Below are 22,798 nucleotides of genomic sequence, written 5' to 3' on the forward strand. Positions count from 1 at the left end.
GCATCCTTAGCTATACTTGACGTGCTTCATCGCGAATGGATCTTCTTAAAATTTTCCCTACGCTAGTTTTAGGGAGCTCGCTACGGAATTCGACGATCTTTGGCACTTTGTATGGAGCCATTTCATCCTGACAATAAGAAACAACTTCTTGCTCTGTTAATTCAGCTCCTGGCTTCTTAACGATAACCGCTTTGACAGTTTCACCACGATAAGGATCCGGAACACCTACTATGACAGCTTCCATAACAGCAGGGTGTTCATAAAGAACCTCTTCAATATCACGCGGATAAATATTATATCCACTAGCAATAATAAGGTCCTTCTTGCGATCAATAATGGAAATATACCCATCGCTGTCCATCTTTGCAATATCGCCTGTATATAGCCAACCATCTCGCAATGTATTAGCTGTTTCTTCTGGCATGTTCCAGTACCCTTTCATAATTTGTGGTCCTTTAATCACCAGCTCCCCTGACTCACCAAACGGAAGCTCTGTTTTCCCTTCACCTAGATCGACAACCTTATATTCTGTTGAAGGAAACCCAATTCCAACACTACCAGGCTTACGTTCACCGAATGGTGGATTTACATGAGTCGTCGGCGAAGCTTCACTCAATCCATATCCTTCGAGTATTTTGGCCCCAGTTTTTCTCTCGAATTCCTTCATTAATCCAACGGGCATTGGCGCGCTTCCGCTATTACAGGTCCGAATGCTACCGAGATTATACTTTTCTGCATCAGGATGATTTGTAAGTCCTACATACATCGTTGGGACGCCTGGAAACATTGTTGGTTTTTCGGTTTCGATCGTCTTCAATACTTCATCAACATCGAATCTTGGTAAAATCACGCTCTCCGCACCAATTCGAATTGACAAATTCATACAAGAAGTCATTCCAAAAACGTGAAATAACGGAATGACCGTTAGGCACTTCTCTTCACCAAAGATAAACTCTCCTTTAAAGAATTCAAGGCTTTGCTCTACATTTGCAATTAGATTACGATGAGTGAGCATTGCTCCTTTTGATCTCCCAGTTGTCCCGCCAGTATATTGAAGCACGGCGATTTCTTCCTTTGGATCGACAGAAATTTCGTTTAGTTGCTGAGTTGAGCTTTGAATAAATTGGTCGAAGGTCATATCTGGAGCGAAAGATGCCTCAGTAAGCTGAAGGGAAACAACAATAACGTTTTTCACATTCGTCTCATTCTGTATCGCTTTTAATCTTGGATAAAGGGCATCATAGATCACAATCGTTTCCGCACCTGAATCCGCTAATATGTACTGAAGTTCGCGTTCAACGAGCATTGGATTAATTTGTGTAATGGTTCCTCCTGCTCTTAATACACCATAGTAGCTAATAGCAAACTGTGGACAGTTAGGCAGCATGAGGGCGACACGATCTTTTGGTTTCATTTGAGAGGTATTCTGAAGCGCAGAACCAAATGCTGAAGAAAAGTGCCCCAGCTCACGGTACGTTATTTTTTTCTGATAGAAAGATAACGCAACATGATCTGGATAATCGTTCACTGTTTTCATTAACATATCTTGAAGTGAAATGTTCGGGATATCAATCGTACTGGAAATCGATTCAGGGTAATGCTTAAACCAACTCTTTTGCTCGTTCATGCTTACACCTCCGAATAATTAAAACGTTAATCCTCCTCCGTCAACAAGAAGGCTAGTTCCTGTTACGTATGAGGCCTCATCCGAGACTAGAAACAGCACGGCGTTTGCAATTTCTTCTGGTTGTCCTACCCTTTTTAGTGCATTGGCTTTTGAGATAATGGGCCATTTACGATCGTCTTCCTTCCACGGTGTAACAATATTCGTATCGATAACACCTGGACACACAGCATTCACTCGAATATTCTTACCTCCGTATTCAAGTGCAGCATTTTTCGTTAATGTAATCACACCGCCTTTAGATGCATTGTAAGGAGCCATGAATTTTTTCCCTTTAAGCCCTAATAAGCTAGATGTGTTTACAATAGAACCACCGTTTCTTTCTTCCATTAATGGAATACTGAATTTCATTCCTAGAAAAACGCCTCGTAAATTAATCGACACGACACGGTCCCATTCATCAACGGACATATCAGCTAACTTTACTTCTTCATTACTAACACCAGCATTATTAAAAAGAATGTCGAGTCCACCATAATGCTTTCCACATTCTTCTACAAGCGCTTTCATATCTCCTTCATTTGCTGTGTCTGTTTTTACAAAAATGGCATCACCTCCCATTTCCTTCACTTGTTCGACAGTTTCCTCTCCAGTTTCAGAGTGAATATCTGAGATAACTACTTTCGCCCCTTCATTTGCAAAGCGAATGGCAGTCGCTCTTCCAATTCCTCCTCCGCCTCCAGTAACAATCGCGATTTTATCCTGCAGCCTCATTTTACGCCTCCCTTATTCTCTTTCAAGTATTGTAGCGATCCCCTGACCTCCACCAATACAAGCTGTAATCAGCGCATATTTTCCATCTCTACGATCAAGCTCATAAACTGCCTTTGTGGCTAAAATCGCTCCTGTTGCACCTAATGGGTGACCATGAGCAATAGCGCCTCCATTGACGTTCAGCACATCATGGTTCATGTTAAGTTCTCGATCACATGCAAGTACCTGTGCAGCGAACGCTTCATTAATTTCAATTAAATCCATTTCCTCAAGAGATAATCCAGTTTGCTGTATAACTTTATTTGTAGCAGGAACAGGTCCAATTCCCATAATATTAGGATCTACTCCGCTTACAGCATATCCTTTAACTACGGCAAGTGGTTTCAAACCGAGCTGCCCTGCTTTTTCACGCGACATGACAATGAGAGCGGATGCCGCATCATTTAAGCCTGAGCTAGATCCAGCTGTCACCGATCCTCCCTTCTTAAAGACAGGTGCCAAGGAAGAAAGCCGTTCCAAAGTAGTTTCAGGTCTAGGATGTTCATCCTTTGTCACTTCAATTGGGTCACCCTTACGAACAGGAACATGAACAGAAGCAATCTGCGAGTCAAAATATCCCTCTACCATAGCTTTACTCATTCGTTCCTGACTTCTTAGTGCAAACTCATCTTGTTCTTCTCTAGAAATTTGATATTTCTCTGCCAAATTCTCGGCTGTAATTCCCATTGGAGGATCTCCAATTTCATCAGGGGAAAGCCTGGATTTCATAAAGCGTGGTGGCATTGTACTATATGGTTTTGAAGGCTTTTCCATTAAATAAGGCGCTTGACTCATACTTTCTGCCCCTCCGACAATATAAACGTCTCCGTCTCCCGATTTAATCGCCTGTGCAGCAAGATTAATCGCATTCAGTCCGGATCCGCACTGTCGATCGATTGTTAAACCTGGTATAGAAAGCGGAAGACCAGCCTGCAATGCTGTCAGTCTAGCGATATTTCCGCCACCGCCAATAACATTTCCAAAGATCACATCATCGATTGATTCAACCCCCAAATTGATTCGAGCAACGGCTTCCTTAAGAGCGATTGCCCCAAGCTCGTGTGCTTGAATCCCAGCAAACGCTCCTCCTTGCCTACCAATAGGTGTTCTTACGCTTGAGACAATAACTGCATCACGTTTCATATTAGTTTCCTCCCCCATTACATTGCATGTTGTCCACCATCAACAATTAAAATATCTCCTGTTACATAATTAGAAGCATTTGATGCTAGAAATAGTGCTGCCCCTTTTAGATCATCATCTGAACCAAAGCGATTAAGTGGAGTCGTTTCTAACATTTTTTCGCCACCTGCATCAATCAATCCCTTCGACATTTTTGTAGGGAAGAATCCTGGTGCAATCGCATTAACATTTATGTTATAGCCACCCCACTTTACAGCAAGATCTTTTGTAAATGTGATAACGGCTCCTTTACTCGTGTTATAACCAATCGCGTCCATATAGCGTGGATCAGCACCACCAAGACCTGCGACAGAAGCAATGTTAATGATTTTTCCACTTTTTTGGTTAATCATTTCTTTTCCTACGGCCTGTGCAAAGAGAAATGTCCCAGTTACATTAACTTCCATAACTTTATGCCATGCTTGAAGTGGCATTTCAACGACTGGCGCACCCCATGATGCACCGCTGTTATTGACAAGAATATCAATGCGACCAAATTCTTTCATCGTTTCATCTACAACATGCTGAACTTGCTCTTGATTCGTTACATCACATTCAAAAGCTAGAGACTTTACTCTGGCTTTCTGTAGCTCCTCACTAACAGCTTCACAAGCCTCTCGTTTCCTTGAACAAATAACTACATTAGCTCCAGCTTCTGCAAATCCTTCTGCGATTTGCTTACCAAGTCCTCTTCCACCTCCTGTAACAATCGCAGTCTTACCAGTTAAGTCAAACAGTTGCATAACATTCATCCTATATCCCCCTCGTTATCTATACTTCTTCAATTCTTGTCTTGCTACTGCGCTACGATGCACTTCATCCGGACCATCAGCCAGTCTTAGCGTTCTCGCATTAGCCCAGTGAGCAGCTAGCGTATAATCATCACTAACTCCAGCACCGCCAAAAGCTTGGATAGCGCGATCAATAACACGAAGCGCCATATTAGGAGCCACTACTTTGATCATCGCAATTTCTGCTTTCGCTTCTTTGTTCCCAACTGTATCCATCATATATGCCGCTTTTAAGGTAAGAAGTCTTGCCTGTTCAATTTCAATACGAGAATCAGCGATCCATTCTCGAACAACACCTTGCTCAGATATTTTCTTCCCGAACGCTTCTCGTTCTTGTACGCGCTTACATAAATCTTCAAGTGCGCGCTCTGCCGTACCGATTAATCTCATACAGTGATGAATTCGACCAGGACCAAGTCGCCCTTGAGCAATTGCAAAACCTTTTCCTTCTTCCCATAGCATGTTTGTAGCAGGTACTCGAACATCTTTATATTCAATTTCAGCATGTCCGTGCGGTGCGTGGTCATACCCAAAGACAGGAAGAACACGTTTTATTGTAACGCCTTTCGTATCAAGAGGAACAAGAATCATCGACTGCTGTTCGTGCTTTGATGCGTTCGGATTGTTTTTGCCCATTACAATAGCAATTTTGCACCTAGGGTCACCTGCACCTGACGACCACCACTTTGTTCCGTTGATAACGTACTCATCACCATCACGTTCGATTCGTGCTTGAATATTTGTAGCATCAGATGACGCAACATCAGGTTCTGTCATTGAGAAGCAGGAGCGGATATCCCCAGAAAGAAGAGGTTCAAGCCATTGTTTCTTTTGCTCCGCTGTTCCGTAACGGACTAATACTTCCATATTTCCAGTGTCAGGTGCCGCACAGTTAAATACTTCAGGCCCAATCATAGAACGCCCCATTACTTCACAAAGAGGAGCATATTCAGCATTGGTAAGACCTGCGCCATACTCACTATCTGGAAGAAAAAGATTCCATAATCCAGCATCTTTCGCTTTCTGTTTTAACTCTTCCATAATTGGTGGAATGGCAGACCACCTACTATCTTGCGCTGAAAGCTGTTCTTCATAGACTTTTTCATTGGGGTATACATTCTCATCCATAAATGCCGTTAATTTTTCAAGATACGATAAGCAATGCTCTGAATAGTCGAAATTCATCATTTGTTGGCTCCTTTTACCAGTTATCTAACTAACCGGTTGGTATGTTCTTGTAATAAGTATAAATTTATTATTCAAAATATTCAATACAAATGTTAAAATTTAAAATCCTGTTGGCCAATTAGCTAAATTTCTATTGCTTTTTGAACCGTTTTTATAACACGCCAGTTCAAGGGTTCTGGCAAGAAACACCCGCGTTTCACCTGGATCAATGACATCATCGATTAAATGCTTCGCGGCTGCTTTATAAGGAGAACTATCAAAGCTCCATTTCTCTAAAAGCTTCTCTCGATCCTGTTTCGGATTTTCAGATTGCATTAATTCTCTGCCATAAACGACATTCACACCAACTTCTGGTCCAGTAAAATTAATTTCTGCTGATGGCCAGGCGACGACAAAATCCGCTCCCATTGTTGGGCCACACATATTCCCGTAAGCTGCCCCTACACTTTTTCTGATGACTACGGAAAGTTTCGGAACCGTGGACTGCGCTAGAGCCTGATTCCACATCATAATTTTCGTCGGGATTTTTCCCTTTTCTGCTTCGGAACTTACTCGGAACCCTGGAATGTCGTGAAGGAAAATCAAAGGTATATGAAATGAATCACACATACAGATAAAATCAGTCGCCTTTTCACATTCCTGTACACCAGCAGCACCTGCATATTTCATCGGTTGATTTGCAATAACCCCTACTGTCCTTCCTCCTATTCTTGATAGAACAGTTAAGAGAGCAGGTCCAAACTCGGGTTTAAGTTCAAAGAACTCCCCGTTATCGACTAACTCTTTCAACACCTTTTTCATGTTATACGCACGATTCCGTTTCTCTGGAACAATTGAAAGTAGCTGATCAACTCGCCTTTCGAGCGAATCCTCATTGTGACATAATGGTGGTTCCTCTTCACTATGCGAAGGAAGATAGCTTAAGAATAACTTCAATTGATCAATGCATTCCTCTTCCGAGTCTGCAGATTGATCAATCTGACCTGTGTGCTTATGATGAATTTCAACACCTCCTAGCTGATTCTCTGTTATTTTCTCTCCAGTTGCAATCTCAAGCATTCTTGGACCAGCTACCCCCATGCACGTCCCATTCAGCTGTGTCACAAAATCCGAAGACACCGCTAGCCATGTTGGTCCTCCGAAACTATCACCTAAAATCGCTGTGACCATCGGAACTTCACGATGATGCATTAACATTTCTTGAGGGAAAAGCTTATCACTAATACCATCAGAGCCCATTCCATCTGGCATTCGGAGACCTCCCCCTTCACTTAAATTAACTAATGGTAAACCTCTCTTTAATGCATACGCATGAGCAGCTTTTGTTTTTCGAATATGGACAGCACCTTCTGTACCTGCAAATACTGTTTTATCACCAGCTTGAACTACTACCGGGCGTCCATCTACCCGAGCAACTCCACAGATCACACCGTCACCTGGACTTTTTTCCTCGAGTCCTGGAATATCAGACGAGGTTAATTTACCAAGTTCAAGAAAGGACCCTTCATCAACTAGTAGGGCAATTCGCTCCCTAGCTGTCTTTTTACCTTTTGCATGAAGCGCGTCGATTTTATGTTGTCCCCCCATACGCTCTGCAAAAACTCTACGATTCTTTAACTCTTCTACAATATTCTCCATAATCTCACTCTCCTTATCTATCTTTTAACAGTCTTCTCAACACTTTACCTGAAGATGTTGCGGGTAAGCTCTTTCGAATTTCAATCACTTTTGGTGCTTTATAAGCTGCCATATGAGCTTTCGCCCATGCTAATAATTCTTCTATAGATCGATTTGAATCGTTAGGGTCAAGGACAATGACAGCTTTAATGATTTCTCCTTTTTGCTGATCAGGTATTCCGATAACAGCTGTTTGCATAATGGCTGGATGTTCATTCATTAGTGCTTCTACATCTTCTGGAAAAACGCTATATCCTGAGCTCTTTATCATTTCTTTTACTCGACCTTTAAAATACAAATATCCTTCTTCATCAAGGTGACCAATGTCGCCTGTATGAACCCATCCGTTTTTAAGCGTAGCCGCAGTCTCTTCGGGTCGATTGTAGTAACCTTTAAACACACCAGGGCTTTGAATAATAATTTCTCCTTCTTCATAAGGTGGTAGCTCATCCCCACTCTCAAGACCGACGATTTTAATGGTAGTATGATGAATCGGAATGCCACAACTCCCATACTTAATGTTTTCTTTTGGCATAAAAGTGTCACATGTATGTGTCTCACTCAATCCATAAGAAGCTTCATAAAGCAAACCGCCCGTTATTTCTTTCCATTGATTTGCTAGTTTTTCAGTTACTTGGAGCCCAAAACTCGTCGCTAGGTTTAGTCGAAGGGAAGTAAAATCACGCTGTTCAATATTTGGTATTTGCATGATCGCTCCATTCATTGGAGCAATGCTATACCACATTGTAATACGATGATCCTCAATTGTACGAACTACGGTTTCTGGGTCAAATCGACTTAGTAACACCGTTTCATTGCCACTATAAACTGGAAGATTGACGCCCATAACCATTCCAGCAATATGACATAACGGGGCATTGGTCAGTAGCTTTTCACCTTCCCCTACTTGATTACATGTCATTGTGGCAACGCTTTTATATAAAACGTTTTCATAAGTTAACATAGCTGCTTTCGGTCTTCCTGTTGTGCCAGATGTAAACACCATCAGAGAAACCTCATCTAATTGAACATTAGCAGACTGAAATAGATTCGATTCTGTTTCAAAAAGTGATTCAAGAGTCGTAAACCTTGAGGCTTCCTCGGAGTTAAGTAATTCTTGCGGTACGAGAGAGAGATTTTCCTGCTGAATAAGTGATTGATAAGAAACCGTAACAATAAAGGAGAGACTATCTTCCATTTCGTGAAGCATTGGCAACAGTTCTAGGCCAGATACGATACCTTTGATATCTCCTTCGCTTATTAAATATGAAAGCTCTGATGATTTATACATTGGGTTTAATGGTACAACAACTGCCCCGAGCTTTTGGATCGCATAATGGGAAATAAGATATTGCGGACAGTTTTGCATAAATACTGCCACGTGATCGCCTTTCGTTACCCCTATCCTTGCCAAATAATTAGCCAATTGATTTGATCGCTCATTCCATTCCTTCCATGTCAATTCGTAACCATAGTAATGGATTGCTGTTTGATTTGGTGAAACTTCGGCATTTAATGCAAGATATTCATGAAGCGGCTTTTTCCCATTTAAGTATTCTAACGTTACTGGAACAGCTTCTGGCCAACTCGTTTTCATTTTTTTCATAATAGCCTCCTTCATACTGACCGTATGGTATGTCTTTCGTTTATCATACATGTAGCCGTTCTCACTATTCAATATAAAATTCATGTTTTACATAGATAAAATTGGGAAATAGTGTTTTATCACTTTGAAAGGAAGAATGAAGATGAATAAAAACTTATACCAGCTCACACAAGAATATGAAAAATTCACCGATGACTGCAAAGGTGAAACCGTTCCAGAATTTGTAGAGAATTTCATATATGGCTCAATGGACTACAACGAACAGAACCTTCCTAAACTAACGGAAGAAATGGGAAAACAAGCTCAGAATCAAGAACCAGAAGAATTTAAAAGAGCTTTTGACGAAATGCTCCTATATCTAAGAGATCGATTTATGGCGCTCGATCCAGACAAAGAATATTGGCCACTTCACTACCGTGAAGGCGTTAGCGCATTTGTAGCGATGATTGATGGGTTAATCGTTCAATATTTCTCAGGCCTATATACAGTAGAAGAATTGAAAGAGCGTACTCCACTATTTGCTGCGGTCATTCTTAATGGATTCGTTGGTGTTAATGAAAACGAATATGAAGCTCTATCGACAGATTAATTGAAAAAAATCCTGCCATGCCGGCAGGATTTTTCATCTATTATCTTTGCAGGTGATAAACTTGTGAATACTTCTCTTCAAGATATTGAATCAAATATTCAGCATTTAGCCCTTCGCCAGTAATGTCTTTAATAATATCAATTGGTTGCTTTAGCTTACCGTACTGATGGATGTTTTCTGTTAACCATTCTTTAATAGGCACCAAGTCACCCTGTTCTAATAGCTCATCAAATTGTGGGATGTCTTTTAACATAGCATTCTTAATTTGAGCCGCATAAATGTAACCTAGCGCATAGGAAGGGAAATAACCAAATGAGCCACCTGACCAGTGGACATCCTGAAGAACGCCGACCGCATCGTTATCTGGAGTAATGCCTAAATACTCCTCCATTTTTTCGTTCCAGATCGTTGGCAAATCCTTCACTTCAATTTCTCCATTAATCAATCCTTTTTCAATTTCGTAACGAACCACGATATGCAGCGCATACGTCATTTCATCTGCTTCAATTCGAATCAAAGAAGGACCTGCAACGTTAATGGCACGGTAATAATCTTCTAATGAAACATCATTAAACTGTCCAGTTGAATAGCTTTTAAGCTTGTCGTAATTGTTTTTCCAAAATGATTGATGACGACCCACGAAGTTTTCCCAGAAAAGAGACTGTGATTCGTGAATCCCCATAGACGTACCAGTACATAAAGGCGTGCCAATCAATTTGGGTGATAAATTCTGTTCGTATAAAGCATGACCACCCTCATGAATCGTACCAAATACTGCTGTGCGAAAATCACCTTCATCATACTTCGTCGTAACACGCACATCACCAGGATTTAGTCCAGTTGCAAATGGATGAACCGTCGTATCAAGACGACCAGCGTCAAAGTCATACCCCATTTTCCTCAATACTTCCATACTGAAGGCTTGTTGCTTATCTTGTGGGAAATGTTCAAACAAAAAGTCAGTTTTAGGCTGATCACTCGCATTAACAACTTGTTGTACAAGTGGCACAATATGTTCTCTAAGTTGGTTAAATACGCGATCAATCATTTTCACTGTTACACCTGGTTCAAATAGGTCAAGCAGCGTATCATATTTATTTTCATCGTATCCCCAATATTCGACAAATTTCTGATTAAATGCCACAAGCTTTTCGAGATACGGTCTAAACAATTCGAAGTCAGCTTTTTCCTTCGCTTCTTCCCAGATCGTCTCTGCTTTCGAACTTAAAATGACATATTCAGAGTACTCTTCTGCAGGAATTTTTATGTTCCGATCGTAGTCTTTACGGCACTCTTCTACCGTTTTACGAGTGATTTCACTTAATTCAGTTTGCTGGTCTTCCTTTGTAAGCTCATCAAGATACCCCTTCATTTCAGGAGATACCGACATTTCAAAAACTTCAGAAGACATCATTCCAATAACCTCAGAGCGCTGTTCAGCACCTTTTTTGGTGCGCCAGTGCGGAGATCCCAATACATAACCCCAATCGCTTCATTAAAACTCGTCATTTTCTTTACATAATTTAAAAATTCCTGCTCGGTTTGTTTGATTTCTGTTGCCAAATCGTTCAACTCCTTAAAAAGTAATTTCCTTCATAACAATAAATTCGACATATCTCGTTTAACTATGTAAGGATTTGTCGGAAGTTAAAAAATTCTAAAATAATGGATATGAACTATCTCATGTTATCCTTTGGATAAGCTCAATAGTTCAAGGAGGGATTCAGATGTCAATTCAAAATCTGATAAACACATTTGATCAAGTAAAAGGAAGAAAGCCTGCTAGTGCAGACGAACTACTCGACTTTATCCAGGTGAATTATTTACAAGGTTCGATTTCTTTATATGAGTATCAAACCTATTTTAAAGAGCTCCACTCACAAGGCGCAAAGAAACCAGAGTACTTCACGCATGAAGAAATGAAAGCCTTTTAATCCCTCTTGTTCTATCCTACCATAAGTTACTAATGATACGTACATGAAAAGCCATGGGCAATGCTGCCCATGGCTTTTCTACATTTCCAAACTTCTTTATACGGCATTCATAATAATTGCAATCACCAGACCAATAAGGGCAATTGTTGCAATAATTGATAATAAAGAAAGCGCTATAAAAATCCACCCAGCCACTTTACGTCCCGTTTTAAGTAGATAAATTCCAAGTGTAAGAAATGTAAATAGGAATCCTAATACTCCCCATAACCAGGGATTCTTATCATGCTTTGGAGCGTCCATTATTAGAAATATGGCGACTGCAATAGGTACAATAAGACCAATAAACTCGATTGTAAACCCTCCTTCCGTCATTCCCGACCCGGAAAGAATACACGATATTTTATGATTCGTCTATAATAATTTCTAATTTTTCTTTATTTATGTAAAAATGATGAAATAATCCATAAGCTACTATTTCTTTATCATTCCATAACTTTGTTCGATATACAGAAAACACGTACATATTCGTTCTAGTGGTATTTGCTTCAACATATGGAATGACAGCCAAATCGACGCCTATTTCCATAAGCGCATTTTGGTCTTTTTTAAGTTGATCCCCTACCCACCTACTATAATCAGTCTGATTAGGATTTGTATGAAACATTACGAACCCTAATACGACGATGATAATAGACATAGTTTTTTTTCATTCATTTCACCCCTCTCTTGTTTCTTTAGCTCTTTTATACCATATACATATTATTCCGTTTAAATGTCTATTAGACGTGGGAACAAATAAGTACATCATAAGTTAAGGGGAGGAAAAATGAAAATGAGACAACATCGAATCAATACGCTAAAACCAGGTGAACACTATACCGCCAAAGAACTGGATAGCTTTGTATCAACGACGGATGTTCTTTTACTTTCAAGTAATGCTTCACAACTTTTTTCTGATCCGGAACGTGAGTATAAGGTGACCCATGAAGTGGAAGGTTTTTTTGAACATTCTTCTGATGAAGGTGAGAAGTACTTTCGGGATAAACGTGCTTATGTTGTTGAAAAAGTATAATGACCTGTTATAAAAGATAATTACTATCAAAAAATCCAAATTAAAACACCTCTCGTCACTAGAGAGGTGTTTTTTACAGTCTTATTATATTAATCTTTCTTTGGCGGTCTCGGTCCAAAGTATTGATAGTAATGCGTTTTGATATCACCATTGTAGAGTTTGCGGTTCTTTGTTGATTTCTTTCCATAAACTTCTTGGAAGCGAGGATGTGAAGTTAGAATATAAACAGACCATGTATCAAGACGCTCACGGAAGGCTTTTCCCATCTTTCGATACATGTCTTCCACTTCTTCTCTTTCACCAAGACGCTCACCATACGGTGGGTTTCCGATGAGAGTACCATACTCAAACTTAGAGCTAACATCCGTAACTTGCATCTGCTTAAATTGAATCATATCTCCAAATCCAGCTTCAAGAGCATTATTCTTAGAAAGGTCGACCATTTTAGGGTCAAGGTCGCTACCAAAAATGTGAAGAGGTTGATCGTAATTTGCAAGGTCCTCCGCTTCAATCATAGCTTCTTCCCAGCGCTTCTTCCCGATCCACTCCCAATCTTCAGAAGCAAATTCTCGATTAAAACCGGGTGCGATGTTTTGGCCGATCATAGCTGCTTCAATTGGAAGAGTTCCTGATCCACAGAATGGATCCATGAATGGTTTATCTGCATTCCAATTCGTTAGCATCACCATTGCTGCTGCCATAGTTTCCTTAAGTGGAGCTGCACTATGGAGGTACCTGTACCCTCTACGGTGCAAGCCTTTGCCACTCGTATCAATTGTAAGAATAGCCGTATCCTTGTGAATCGCAACTTCGATTTTAAATAGTGGTCCATCTTCATCAAACCACGAAACGTTATATTTTTCCTTCATGCTCTCTACGATCGCTTTTTTGACAATCGCCTGGCAGTCCGGAACACTATATAATGTCGACTTTACAGATCGACCACTTACGGGAAACTCAGCATTTTCGGGTAGTAAATCTCCCCACGGGAGTGCTTTCGTTGCTTCGAAAAGCTCATCAAATGTCGTTACTTTGAATTCCCCGACTTTAAGCTTAACCCTGTCAGCTGTTCTTAACCAGTAGTTCGATCGACAGATTCCAATTTCATCACTTTCATAAGTGACTTTTCCGTTATCGACACGTACATTTTCAAAACCAAGATCCTTTACTTCACGAGCAACCAATGATTCGAGCCCCATGGTGGCCGTTGCAATTAGTTCCATTTTCGCCATTTTACCCACTCCAATCTTTTGCTCTTTTATGTAACGTAGGTTTACCCTATTATCATACAAAAATAAATTGTTTCATGTTAGACCTATTTCGCGTGGAGGAGAGAATGTATTCTTTTAAGTCTTTTTATTATGCTTTCCAATCCATGCGCATTCATAGCCTTAACGTACAAAAAAGCCCCTTAAGGGCTTTTCATCAAAGATGATAACGTTCTGTAAGCCATGTTCTGTTCCATCGTACTGCGAACGGGTCTCCCCTCGTACTCAGGTGGTAATCATCTATCTCCAGACGCGTCCTCACCGCCTGGCTTTCTCTCCGTTCAATTCCTTCAAGAAAGCTCCCCTACCATAATTTGGGTTTCTCGCTCGTGGGGTTTACCTCGTTCCACTCTTAATGTTTCCATTAAGACTTCGTCACTGTGGCACTTTCAGAGTATTCGGGCCTTATCCGTGAAGAACTTAGGCCGTTTCCCCGCCGTTAGCCCAATTGGACTACCCTGACTTATTGTTTCATCAGGCACGAACACTACGATCATCTCAGATCGTGCGAGCATGGACTTTCCTCTACATGCCACTTAATTGCGACATACAGCGACTACCCGAACGTTATCATTGTTAGGACAGCAAAAGCAATTATATCTTATATTCTACAATGATGCAAGGTTGCTTAAAGAATTGTTATGTTTATTTTTATTAATATAGTACGGTAATTGAAATTTTTAAAACTGTAAAAAATAAACCGCCGTTTGGTGGTTTATTCGTACAGCTTACTCCCGAAAACGTGTTTCTCTAGGTTTGATAGTCGTTTTAGGATATCATAATTGGTATTTCCAGGCTGCGTTTGAGAACGCGTCTGCTGTCTCTTTTGTTGCTCAGACATACGATCCATCTCTCTTCTAAGACGCGTATTCTCTTGTCTCAGCTGTTCAATGTCATTTTCAAAACGCTCATAATCTTTAATTACTACGTCCAAAAACTTGTCGACATCATCCTGATCATAACCGCGAAATCCGCTTTTAAAATCTTTTTCAAGAATATCTTTAGCTGTTAATTGAGTCGGTTGTTGCTCTGCCATTTTATCACCTCTGTATGTATGCAGTTATTGTCTTTATTTTATTCTTCCAAAAGAGCTTCCTCTTGTCAATCGGAATCTCTTCTATTCTCCTTATTGACTGTAGAAATCGGGATTACTTTCACGTAAATCCTGCTCTAATAAATCAAGGTCAATAGGTGTGATGGTAAAAACTTCGTAACCTTCATCCGTTCTCTGTCTGTTCTTTGCTTCTTTCAAGTAATAATCAGGAGAACCAGGCGTATCTTCGTCATATAATACGAGCATAGCATGACTCTTACGAACGAGAAATTCATTCTTTGCTTTCAATTGCCCTGGATTTTCGTAAGGTCGACTTGTGATTGATTCAACAAAGTCAGCTTCTCCCATGATCATTTGATAGAATTCTTGAGTAGGCTCTTTCCATTTACTTTCTTGATCTAGGAATGGCGTTAAAACGGCTAGCTTTAAATCGGGATACATTTCTCTTAAATCAAGTGCGACTTCAGCAGCCCAGAGCTCAACACCAGTTTGCCCACTGATTAGTATCCACTCAAAATCTCTCTCTTCGATAAGCTGAGACATGCGACTCTGAAGGGCTGCCTTTATAATTGGAAGTCCAGGATGATCGTCGTTAAATATTCCTAGTTCGTGTGCCTTATAGCCAGTAACAAGTAAAACGTTTGCCACTTAGACACCTCCTATGTAAAAACGAACTGGAAGACCAGTTCGTTTCATTATTTCGTTATTTTCTTCTTTTTTGAGCAGGACTTACTTGACCTGGCATACCATTGCCATTTGGTCCTTGCATAGCTCCTGCTACTTGGGAAGGATTAGTAGGTGCGTATCCAGCCGGCATTGCGCCTGTCGGGCGTGGTGGCGGATAATTGTTCATGTGTGAAGCTAGCACTTCCTCTGACTCTGTTAAAGGATAACTATGATTGTGCTCATACATGTGATGATGGACGTTTTTAATATGCGTAGGATGAATATGATCTACGTTGTGCTTATAATAGTGATTCTTGACACAACATTTTGTCGGATAAACAACAGGACTTGTCGGACATGGACCTCCAGGACCTTGCATTGCTGGACTTACCTGACCTGGCATGCCGCCTTTCATGGCCGGACTCACCTGATTTGGCATATTCGCATTTGGACCCTGCATTGCTGGACTTACTTGATTTGGCATATTCGCATTAGGTCCCTGCATTGCTGGACTTACCTGGTTTGGCATATTTCCATTCGGGCCCATGCGGTGATGTCTATGAAACATAGTGTAGGTTCCCCCTTCTTAAATTGGTGAATTCCCTACTAGCCTATGTTGATCACGATGTACATGTACTGTGTATTCGTCCTTATTTCCTCAATACAAACGCAATTTCCACGCCTATTTTTGTACGACTACTTCATTGTCACTATAAATCTGGGCCGACTCACTAATTTGACTCATAACGACCACTGTTAACGCAATTACCATAAAAAACATTACCATAATGACCTGCTTCAATTACCATCTCTCCATTACATCAAATCTGAATCCTTTTCTAAAAAAACAGAAACTTCAATATACTACTCAAAGTTACAACAAGAGACGACAATTGTAAACGGTGTTTCTACATGTTTTCTAAAAGAAATCGTCGAATATCATCTCTTTGTGCGCTTGCCCGGGGAATAATTAGGAAAATGAAGCTATTTCCTACCAAATACGAGATTATCTCTGGCAATTCGCCGTCTTATTTCTTGTTCATGACCGTCTTTCATGTCCAATTTGTGAAACATTTTCAAACAGAGTTCCGCTGTCATTCTTGCGTCGTTTAGGGCATGATGACGTTCATGACGTTCAATATTCAACTTCCTTATCAACGAATCAAGCTGCGGATTACTGCGAGGAAATAATTCCTTCGCCAGTGCTTCCGAATCCAAATAAGGTGGTAAATAATCTGGCAACCCCCATTTTTGAACGAGTGTTTGTAGAAAATAAACATCAAATTTAACGGGATGAGCAATAAGAGTCGTCCCTTTACTAAACGCCATAAATTCTTCAAACGCTTCAATAAATGTCCATCCCGCTCTTATTTCATCAATGGATAGACCCGTTAGCTGTCTAACAACTCGCGGTACTTTATGAATAGGGCGAACAATTCGATAGAAAGTTTCCTCGAGAATCCTTCCTTCAACAAGATCGATTTTCACCGCACCGATCGAAATAACTTCATCCCCGATAGCTGGATAAAAACCCGTCGTTTCGAGATCGTAAACAGTAAAATATCGACTGCTTGATTCTTGATATAATAACAGTGACTCCTGTAATCGATCATAAACTGGTAAAGCCTTGTCCCTTTTGATCTTTTTCTGCCATTTCACACGATCATATAGATAATAGCGCAATAATTTCAAACCTATGGACGACATTGTTAAATACTCCGATTCCTTCGAAAGCTTAATTCACTTACCTGCTGCATCCGTTTTGCTACAAGCAACGCTTCCCTCATTTTCCTTCTCTCTTCTTTTTCCCATTCGATTGGCCTTACTTGATTCGAAATCTCTACCCCTTTTTCTAGTTGATAAAGGTTTTGTCTAACACGGAACGTATAAAGGTAATGAAGAGATGTTTCGATATTGATCACATCACGATGATGAAAAATTTCTTTTTTCTTTAACTCATGAAGCCTTTTAATTGTATTAACTTCTTCCACTCCATATTTCATTGCAAAAATTCGAATACCGTTCACGATTTGCATAATAGCAGCTTTTTTCAAATCAAGCGTTTTTTCTTTTCCACGAAGTTGAAGCTTTCCAAGAGGATTTAACGGCACGCGAAAACGAATCGTATCCTTCATTAACAGCATTTGAAGCGTTTGAGCTTTCTTAATTCGCGCAGTAATGCGACTTCTTAATGTTCGTGCGAGATCAAAATCTCCGTAAACAGGACGAAAATCCATAAAAATTGTAAAATTCCGGATCTCTTCAGCATCTGTTTCAGTAATCCAACGATTTACTTCTGTTTGCCAATTAGAAAGGGAGCGTCTCCATTTCTCATTTTTCGCCATTATGCCACCCTCACACTCAGGAAGACCACATGTCGTAAGCATCGTATTGATTTTCTTTGCAAATATCGAGAAATACGTTTCAATTTCCTGTTTATGCTCGAGGTGTTCATAATCATCAATAATAAGTCCGTTGTCTTGATCTGTACTAAAAGCCTGTTCTTTGCGCCCTTCGCTCCCCATAACGATGAAGCAAAAGTTCACTGGCGCCCGTCCATATCCCTCACTGATCATTTCCTTCTCTGCAAGTAAAATAATGCGTCGATGCATTTCATCATTATAATTGGACATCATCTCACATATTTCATAACCCAACGTATTTGCGTCAAGTAACTCTTGAATAAATGAGCGGAATTCTTCATGTATTGGTGGTGAAAGATTCATTATTTCATTAAGCTCTTTAGCTCGTGATAGTCGATAGGACAGATCTAAATAGGCCGATTCCTGAATCCCTAAGAAAGATTTTGCTGAAACCATACCGACAATACGATCTCGCTTTACAACAGGTAGCAAAGAGACTTTGTGAAATTTTAAGTACGCCAATGCTTCATAACTAAAGGCATCCTCTTCTACCATATTAGGTTTTTGATACATCCACTTATGAATAGGATCTTGAAATTGTCCCATTGTAAGTGCATTTATGACCTCTAGCGGTGTTATTGTACCAAGAACACTTTCACGATCTTCACTTACTATCACACCGTCATAATTTTTCGTTCGAAAGAGCTCAGCTGTTTCTAATACCGTATAAGTTGGTGGGATCGTCACCTTCGTATCCATAATCGCGCTCACTCGTGTTCTATACAAGGCGATGTTTTCACCATCGGCCTCCCGATCTCGCTCTTGCTTAATTTCATCATAGAGGCTTCTCATACGTTCACCAATGGTATCGAGAACATTATGTGAAAAGGCAGGGTTTTCTGTCATGATCTTTAGCATGACTTCTTTTTTGATTCGAATCACCTGGCAATCTTCATTAGCTTGAACAGAAAACGTCATAGACGCATCTGTAAGCATAATCATGAGCCCAACTAGATCTCCGGGATAGTAGAAACGCATTGTCGTTTGTTGCCCATTCGCTTTGTGCACAATGTTTTTAGCAATACCTGAGACGAGGAGATAAAGCGTATTCGTATCTTCATCTTCGTGATATAAAAATTCACCCTTTTGATAAGTTGCGAAATGTGCTGATTCCATTAGACTTTCGATTTCAGCATCGCTCAAAGAATGAAATGGTTCCTTTTTCTTCAACACTTCATAGAAATCCTGCATAACAACCTCCTATCGTTAGCGAGCTGCTTTTTGCTCAATTCTCTCGATTCGCTTCATATATTGCAGCCGCTCGTTCTCTTCTTTATCTTTAAGAATCCGTTTCTTCTCTTTCCACTTTTGGTATGCAGACAGAGCATAGTGAAGGGCTTTCTCATAGTCTTTCGCTTTATGCTCATAATATTTAGCTAATTCAATATCGCACTCTTCATCATTTGTGGATTGTGATAGCGTCAGCCAAATCTCGATGGCTTCTTGAACGTTATCCTGCTTCTTATATATCCGTGCAAGCGCCTTTTTTGCGTCCTGTTCATGACGACCAGTTGTCTTTTCATATAGTAAAGCAGCATGATCCTCTTCACCAACAGCTTCCCACCATCGAGCAGACTGGTATTGTTCACCAGCTGTTAAGGACTTTCCTTCCACATCAAGAAGGAGATTAGACAAACGAGTATATAGCGTGATTAAAGATAAGATATCTTCTTCATTGTGTTTCATCACGCCTGCGATCAGCTCTGGATCTGGATCTTTTACAAACTCGAAATAAAGCATAGGAGCTAAATAGCCTGGAATATCTTCTTCCCGTTCAAAACCTAGCTGCTGTTCTTCTACGTTCGCGAGTCTAACAGACTCCATATCATTTTTCCAGAATCGCCTCGCTCCGTGCAACAGATCGAAATGACCAAATTGCGGTAACTTCGGGACTTGTTCACGAATAAGCGTATGACGTGTTTTCACCTGTGGCCAATCAAACGCTTTGCCATTGTAGGTAACTAGGTTCTTCAATTCTTTTACATCTTCTAAAAAAGCTTGATACATCGGAACTTCCGCACCTGGGCCAGGCAAGAAATACTGATTTACAGAAATTCCTTCTTCTGTATACTGGCTATATCCAAGTAGAAAGATAGTATTTCCAACCCCACCTCCTAAGCCAGTTGTTTCTGTATCAAAAAACAATAAATCGGATGGCTGAAGGTGTTTTGAGGAGAGTGGATGTGCACGATAGTGACGATTCCAGCGTTCGACAACTTGCTCAAGTTTTTGGAAAGTGTAACGTCCATGCTGATAGGAAGTTGGATACTGTTTTTTTCTCACTAGCGCATATTCTCCGTCAAAGAAAAACGGGTGAGCATCTAAATCACGCCACTTGTTCAAATGAGGCACTTCGTGAATCGGCTGCTCTACTTTCGCTTCCACTTCTTCTCCTTCGTTCAAGTTCATATGCTTTTTCATTCGATTTAATTTAGCTTTCAGTGACATCAGAATGTTCACCTCTTAAATATTCAAGTAAATAGATGGCTGTTTGCTTACTATTCTCACCCGTTTCACCGGAAACGCCCACACACGAAGGACAGCCACTTTCACATTCACAATTAACAACAATGGATTCGGCTTCTTCTAATATAACCCCTAGCTCTTTGTAAACTCGCTCCGATAGCCCAATGCCCCCAGGGTAGCGATCATAGAAGAAAACGGTAGGCTTGTTTGAATGGACAGCTTTGATTTGTGGTGTCACATGGAGGTCCGATACATCGCACATGACAAACAGCGGAGCAACGTTACGAAGAACGTTACCAAGCCCTAACAATCCTTCCTCTAAGCGATTTTCTCCCATTGTTTGAACAAAGCTTTCAGGAAAGTCGAACCAGCAAGCATTCGTGTGAAGCTCTTCTTCTGGTAAGTGAATCGGACCTGATCCAATATTTTCGTGAGTTTCAAATTTAATTTTCTTAAAAATAGTTGCCATAGCATTTACCATAACTTCTCCATACGTTGCTGTGGTGTGTGGGAGCGGTTCATGCTTGTCTTCTTCTAGAACCTTCAGTTGAACAGCAAGATTAGCATCCGTATAGTAATCTACATCAACTTCCCTTACCCAAGCTTTTTTCTCGTCATAGTCAAGAAGCTCCACTTGATATTGCACACCCTGGTGAAGGTAAATCGCTTCTTCATGAAGAAGCGTCATGGCACTAAATCTGTCCATTTCTCCAATGACTTTTACATTAGCAGCCGTTGTTTGATCAATAATAACGACATTTTCCTGCGAGGCAGAACGAAGGCTTACGTTGTGAGCCGGGAATGCATCGTTCATCCAGAACCAGCGATTTGCCCGATGATGAAGCAGCTGTTCGTCTGTTAAAAACTCAAGAACATCCTCAATGTCTTCCCCACCAAACGTATCCCCTTGTTGAAATGGAAGCTCATACGCTGCACATTTAACATGATCTACAAGAATAATTAAGTTATTGGGATTCACTCGCGCCTCTTCTGGGTTCCGTTCAAAAAAGTAATCCGGATGTGTAATCATATATTGATCAAGCGGACTAGAGCTAGCGACAACAAATACAACAGACTCATCTTGACGGCGACCTGCACGTCCAGCCTGCTGCCACGTGCTCGCAATGGTGCCTGGATAGCCTGTCAGTACGCACGCTTGAAGCTGTCCAATGTCCACACCAAGTTCGAGGGCGTTCGTGCTTACCACGCCTTTAATGTCTCCATTTCGAAGTCCTCTTTCAATTTCCCTTCGCTGCTTCGGTAAATAACCACCCCGATATCCCATAATGGAACGCGGTCCTAATTCACGCTGTTCTAGCTGCTGTAAGTATGTGAGAAGGATCTCAACCCGAACACGACTACGCGCGAAAACAATTGTTTGAATGTTGTTTTTTAATAGTTCCGCCGCTAAGTTTCGTGCTTCAAGCGTAGCCGATCGTCTAATGTTCAAGGCTTGATTTACAACAGGGGGATTATAAAGAACAAAATGCTTTCGTCCAGTAGGAGCCCCATTGTTATTAATTAACGTAATTCCTTCACCAGTAAGCTCCTCTGCAAGCTCTTTTGGATTCGCAATCGTAGCCGAAGTACAAATAAATATGGGATTACTCCCATAGAATTGACAAATCCTTTTCAATCTTCGAATCACATTGGCTACGTGACTCCCGAAAACACCACGATACGTATGTAGCTCATCGATGACAATCACTTTAAGGTTCTCAAAAAGAGAAACCCACTTCGTATGGTGTGGGAGAATAGCAGAATGCAGCATATCTGGATTCGTCATCACAATGTGCCCTGCTTTTCGAACGATTTGTCTAATGGTTGGAGAAGTGTCCCCATCATACGTATACCCTTTTAAATCCACTTCCATTTCATCAATCAATTCATTTATTTCACTTTTTTGATCTTGCGCAAGGGCTTTTGTTGGAAATAAATACAGTGCCCGACTTGACGGATCCTTCAAGATCGTATCCAAAACAGGCAAGTTATAGCACAAAGTTTTCCCAGAGGCGGTTGGTGTAACAGCGACAAAACTGTTCCCCTTTGAAGCTTCTTCATATGCTGTAGCCTGATGAGTATATAGCTGTTGCACTCCTCTATCTTCTAGTGCTTTCTTTAACTCAGGCTGCAATTCTGCAGGATATGGCGCTGTTTTAGCTTCTTTCGGTTCAATCGTTTTCCAATTAACAATATTGGATCGATACTTTTCCTCCTGCTGAAACATCTCCAGTAGCTGGGGCAGTTTCTTTTTTCTTTCCATCCGATCACCTCAAAAATTATTCTATTTCTATTGTAGCGAATATGCGTTCGAATGGATACCGCTTTGATTTGAAAGTAAAGCTTTTCCATTACCTACTAACTAATAATCGAAAACCTTCGTCAATGCTATTATAATCGAGCTCATATCTTTCTTTAAGAGAACACACTTTTCTCTTAAGGTAC

The 22,798-nt window shown here is 40.6% G+C and carries 20 protein-coding genes, 1 other RNA gene and 1 pseudogene; 3 read left to right on the top strand and 19 right to left on the bottom strand.

Annotated elements, in window-relative coordinates:
* Nucleotides 1–10: 10 nt before the first annotated feature.
* The 7 genes from ACIFPW_RS06140 to ACIFPW_RS06170 form a co-directional block, all read right to left on the bottom strand.
* Nucleotides 11–1,627 (bottom strand): long-chain-fatty-acid--CoA ligase, encoded by a 1,617-nt coding sequence (locus tag ACIFPW_RS06140; protein ID WP_430242870.1) that lies wholly within the window; start codon nucleotides 1,625–1,627, stop codon nucleotides 11–13.
* An 18-nt stretch (nucleotides 1,628–1,645) separates the two neighbouring features.
* Complete coding sequence (locus tag ACIFPW_RS06145; RefSeq protein ID WP_430242872.1) at nucleotides 1,646–2,398, bottom strand: SDR family NAD(P)-dependent oxidoreductase; 753 nt, start codon at nucleotides 2,396–2,398, stop codon at nucleotides 1,646–1,648.
* 12 nt (nucleotides 2,399–2,410) lie between these two features.
* Complete coding sequence (locus ACIFPW_RS06150) at nucleotides 2,411–3,580, bottom strand: thiolase family protein (protein WP_430242874.1); 1,170 nt, start codon at nucleotides 3,578–3,580, stop codon at nucleotides 2,411–2,413.
* 17 nt (nucleotides 3,581–3,597) lie between these two features.
* On the bottom strand, nucleotides 3,598–4,371 hold the full coding sequence (locus ACIFPW_RS06155; protein ID WP_430242877.1) for an SDR family oxidoreductase: 774 nt from the start codon (nucleotides 4,369–4,371) through the stop codon (nucleotides 3,598–3,600).
* Between the two features lie 15 nt (nucleotides 4,372–4,386).
* Entirely contained in the window at nucleotides 4,387–5,595 is a 1,209-nt protein-coding gene (locus ACIFPW_RS06160) for an acyl-CoA dehydrogenase (RefSeq protein WP_430242879.1), read from the bottom strand.
* Nucleotides 5,596–5,697: 102 nt separating this feature from the next.
* Nucleotides 5,698–7,236, bottom strand: coding sequence for an acyl-CoA carboxylase subunit beta (locus ACIFPW_RS06165; protein ID WP_430242882.1), 1,539 nt, complete (start codon nucleotides 7,234–7,236; stop codon nucleotides 5,698–5,700).
* Between the two features lie 13 nt (nucleotides 7,237–7,249).
* The gene (locus ACIFPW_RS06170; protein WP_430242885.1) at nucleotides 7,250–8,881 is read right to left on the bottom strand and encodes a class I adenylate-forming enzyme family protein; all 1,632 of its coding nucleotides are present in this window, start codon (nucleotides 8,879–8,881) and stop codon (nucleotides 7,250–7,252) included.
* A gap of 142 nt (nucleotides 8,882–9,023) precedes the next feature.
* Here ACIFPW_RS06170 and ACIFPW_RS06175 point away from each other — a divergent pair, with 142 nt between their 5' ends.
* Nucleotides 9,024–9,470: a hypothetical protein gene (locus tag ACIFPW_RS06175; RefSeq protein WP_430242888.1), complete on the top strand. Its 447-nt coding sequence runs from the start codon at nucleotides 9,024–9,026 to the stop codon at nucleotides 9,468–9,470.
* 40 nt (nucleotides 9,471–9,510) lie between these two features.
* On the opposite strand, the pseudogene ACIFPW_RS06180 reads toward ACIFPW_RS06175, so the two are convergent.
* A pseudogene (locus tag ACIFPW_RS06180) lies at nucleotides 9,511–11,033 on the bottom strand (carboxypeptidase M32).
* A gap of 164 nt (nucleotides 11,034–11,197) precedes the next feature.
* Between ACIFPW_RS06180 and yppF the strand changes: the two are divergent.
* A complete protein-coding gene (yppF, locus tag ACIFPW_RS06185) occupies nucleotides 11,198–11,404 on the top strand; it encodes a YppF family protein (protein WP_194221813.1) in 207 nt (68 codons plus the stop codon).
* Nucleotides 11,405–11,500: 96 nt separating this feature from the next.
* On the opposite strand, the gene ACIFPW_RS06190 is transcribed toward yppF, so the two are convergent.
* The gene (locus ACIFPW_RS06190; protein WP_430242892.1) at nucleotides 11,501–11,776 is read right to left on the bottom strand and encodes a hypothetical protein; all 276 of its coding nucleotides are present in this window, start codon (nucleotides 11,774–11,776) and stop codon (nucleotides 11,501–11,503) included.
* 28 nt (nucleotides 11,777–11,804) lie between these two features.
* Entirely contained in the window at nucleotides 11,805–12,101 is a 297-nt protein-coding gene (locus tag ACIFPW_RS06195) for a hypothetical protein (protein WP_430242895.1), read from the bottom strand.
* Nucleotides 12,102–12,236: 135 nt separating this feature from the next.
* On the opposite strand from ACIFPW_RS06195, the gene ACIFPW_RS06200 reads away from it, so the two are divergent.
* Nucleotides 12,237–12,476 (top strand): hypothetical protein, encoded by a 240-nt coding sequence (locus ACIFPW_RS06200; RefSeq protein WP_194221816.1) that lies wholly within the window; start codon nucleotides 12,237–12,239, stop codon nucleotides 12,474–12,476.
* A gap of 89 nt (nucleotides 12,477–12,565) precedes the next feature.
* On the opposite strand, the gene ACIFPW_RS06205 is transcribed toward ACIFPW_RS06200, so the two are convergent.
* The 9 genes from ACIFPW_RS06205 to ACIFPW_RS06245 all read right to left on the bottom strand — a co-directional run bounded on the left by ACIFPW_RS06205 (nucleotide 12,566) and on the right by ACIFPW_RS06245 (nucleotide 22,616).
* Nucleotides 12,566–13,708, bottom strand: coding sequence for a THUMP domain-containing class I SAM-dependent RNA methyltransferase (locus ACIFPW_RS06205; protein WP_430242898.1), 1,143 nt, complete (start codon nucleotides 13,706–13,708; stop codon nucleotides 12,566–12,568).
* A gap of 208 nt (nucleotides 13,709–13,916) precedes the next feature.
* Nucleotides 13,917–14,312: RNase P RNA component class B (rnpB, locus tag ACIFPW_RS06210), an RNA gene on the bottom strand.
* Nucleotides 14,313–14,459: 147 nt separating this feature from the next.
* On the bottom strand, nucleotides 14,460–14,780 hold the full coding sequence (gene gpsB / locus ACIFPW_RS06215; RefSeq protein WP_048309322.1) for a cell division regulator GpsB: 321 nt from the start codon (nucleotides 14,778–14,780) through the stop codon (nucleotides 14,460–14,462).
* A 90-nt stretch (nucleotides 14,781–14,870) separates the two neighbouring features.
* On the bottom strand, nucleotides 14,871–15,446 hold the full coding sequence (locus ACIFPW_RS06220; RefSeq protein ID WP_430242902.1) for an SLOG family protein: 576 nt from the start codon (nucleotides 15,444–15,446) through the stop codon (nucleotides 14,871–14,873).
* A 55-nt stretch (nucleotides 15,447–15,501) separates the two neighbouring features.
* Nucleotides 15,502–16,032: a CotD family spore coat protein gene (locus ACIFPW_RS06225; protein WP_194221819.1), complete on the bottom strand. Its 531-nt coding sequence runs from the start codon at nucleotides 16,030–16,032 to the stop codon at nucleotides 15,502–15,504.
* A 416-nt stretch (nucleotides 16,033–16,448) separates the two neighbouring features.
* A complete protein-coding gene (locus ACIFPW_RS06230) occupies nucleotides 16,449–17,171 on the bottom strand; it encodes a 3'-5' exonuclease (protein ID WP_283154155.1) in 723 nt (240 codons plus the stop codon).
* 2 nt (nucleotides 17,172–17,173) lie between these two features.
* Complete coding sequence (locus tag ACIFPW_RS06235; RefSeq protein WP_194221821.1) at nucleotides 17,174–19,078, bottom strand: DUF294 nucleotidyltransferase-like domain-containing protein; 1,905 nt, start codon at nucleotides 19,076–19,078, stop codon at nucleotides 17,174–17,176.
* Between the two features lie 15 nt (nucleotides 19,079–19,093).
* Nucleotides 19,094–20,335, bottom strand: a complete 1,242-nt coding sequence (locus tag ACIFPW_RS06240; RefSeq protein ID WP_430242906.1) for a ribonuclease H-like domain-containing protein — start codon at nucleotides 20,333–20,335, stop codon at nucleotides 19,094–19,096.
* Nucleotides 20,319–22,616 (bottom strand): DEAD/DEAH box helicase, encoded by a 2,298-nt coding sequence (locus ACIFPW_RS06245; RefSeq protein ID WP_430242909.1) that lies wholly within the window; start codon nucleotides 22,614–22,616, stop codon nucleotides 20,319–20,321. The genes ACIFPW_RS06240 and ACIFPW_RS06245 overlap by 17 nt, the downstream gene beginning before the upstream one ends.
* Nucleotides 22,617–22,798: the final 182 nt, after the last annotated feature.

The sequence above is a fragment of the Pseudalkalibacillus sp. NRS-1564 genome (assembly GCF_050467905.1).
Classification (GTDB): Bacteria; Bacillota; Bacilli; order Bacillales; family Guptibacillaceae; genus Guptibacillus; species Guptibacillus hwajinpoensis_B.

Bases quoted from the DNA above. Each gene is read 5' to 3' on its own strand.
- ACIFPW_RS06140 (WP_430242870.1), bottom strand. From the start codon at position 1,627: ATGAACGAGCAAAAGAGTTGGTTTAAGCATTACCCTGAATCGATTTCC.
- ACIFPW_RS06145 (WP_430242872.1), bottom strand. From the start codon at position 2,398: ATGAGGCTGCAGGATAAAATCGCGATTGTTACTGGAGGCGGAGGAGGA.
- ACIFPW_RS06150 (WP_430242874.1), bottom strand. From the start codon at position 3,580: ATGAAACGTGATGCAGTTATTGTCTCAAGCGTAAGAACACCTATTGGT.
- ACIFPW_RS06155 (WP_430242877.1), bottom strand. From the start codon at position 4,371: ATGAATGTTATGCAACTGTTTGACTTAACTGGTAAGACTGCGATTGTT.
- ACIFPW_RS06160 (WP_430242879.1), bottom strand. From the start codon at position 5,595: ATGAATTTCGACTATTCAGAGCATTGCTTATCGTATCTTGAAAAATTA.
- ACIFPW_RS06165 (WP_430242882.1), bottom strand. From the start codon at position 7,236: ATGGAGAATATTGTAGAAGAGTTAAAGAATCGTAGAGTTTTTGCAGAG.
- ACIFPW_RS06170 (WP_430242885.1), bottom strand. From the start codon at position 8,881: ATGAAAAAAATGAAAACGAGTTGGCCAGAAGCTGTTCCAGTAACGTTA.
- ACIFPW_RS06175 (WP_430242888.1), top strand. From the start codon at position 9,024: ATGAATAAAAACTTATACCAGCTCACACAAGAATATGAAAAATTCACC.
- yppF (WP_194221813.1), top strand. From the start codon at position 11,198: ATGTCAATTCAAAATCTGATAAACACATTTGATCAAGTAAAAGGAAGA.
- ACIFPW_RS06190 (WP_430242892.1), bottom strand. From the start codon at position 11,776: ATGACGGAAGGAGGGTTTACAATCGAGTTTATTGGTCTTATTGTACCT.
- ACIFPW_RS06195 (WP_430242895.1), bottom strand. From the start codon at position 12,101: ATGTCTATTATCATCGTCGTATTAGGGTTCGTAATGTTTCATACAAAT.
- ACIFPW_RS06200 (WP_194221816.1), top strand. From the start codon at position 12,237: ATGAGACAACATCGAATCAATACGCTAAAACCAGGTGAACACTATACC.
- ACIFPW_RS06205 (WP_430242898.1), bottom strand. From the start codon at position 13,708: ATGGCGAAAATGGAACTAATTGCAACGGCCACCATGGGGCTCGAATCA.
- gpsB (WP_048309322.1), bottom strand. From the start codon at position 14,780: ATGGCAGAGCAACAACCGACTCAATTAACAGCTAAAGATATTCTTGAA.
- ACIFPW_RS06225 (WP_194221819.1), bottom strand. From the start codon at position 16,032: ATGTTTCATAGACATCACCGCATGGGCCCGAATGGAAATATGCCAAAC.
- ACIFPW_RS06230 (WP_283154155.1), bottom strand. From the start codon at position 17,171: ATGTCGTCCATAGGTTTGAAATTATTGCGCTATTATCTATATGATCGT.
- ACIFPW_RS06235 (WP_194221821.1), bottom strand. From the start codon at position 19,078: ATGCAGGATTTCTATGAAGTGTTGAAGAAAAAGGAACCATTTCATTCT.
- ACIFPW_RS06240 (WP_430242906.1), bottom strand. From the start codon at position 20,335: ATGTCACTGAAAGCTAAATTAAATCGAATGAAAAAGCATATGAACTTG.
- ACIFPW_RS06245 (WP_430242909.1), bottom strand. From the start codon at position 22,616: ATGGAAAGAAAAAAGAAACTGCCCCAGCTACTGGAGATGTTTCAGCAG.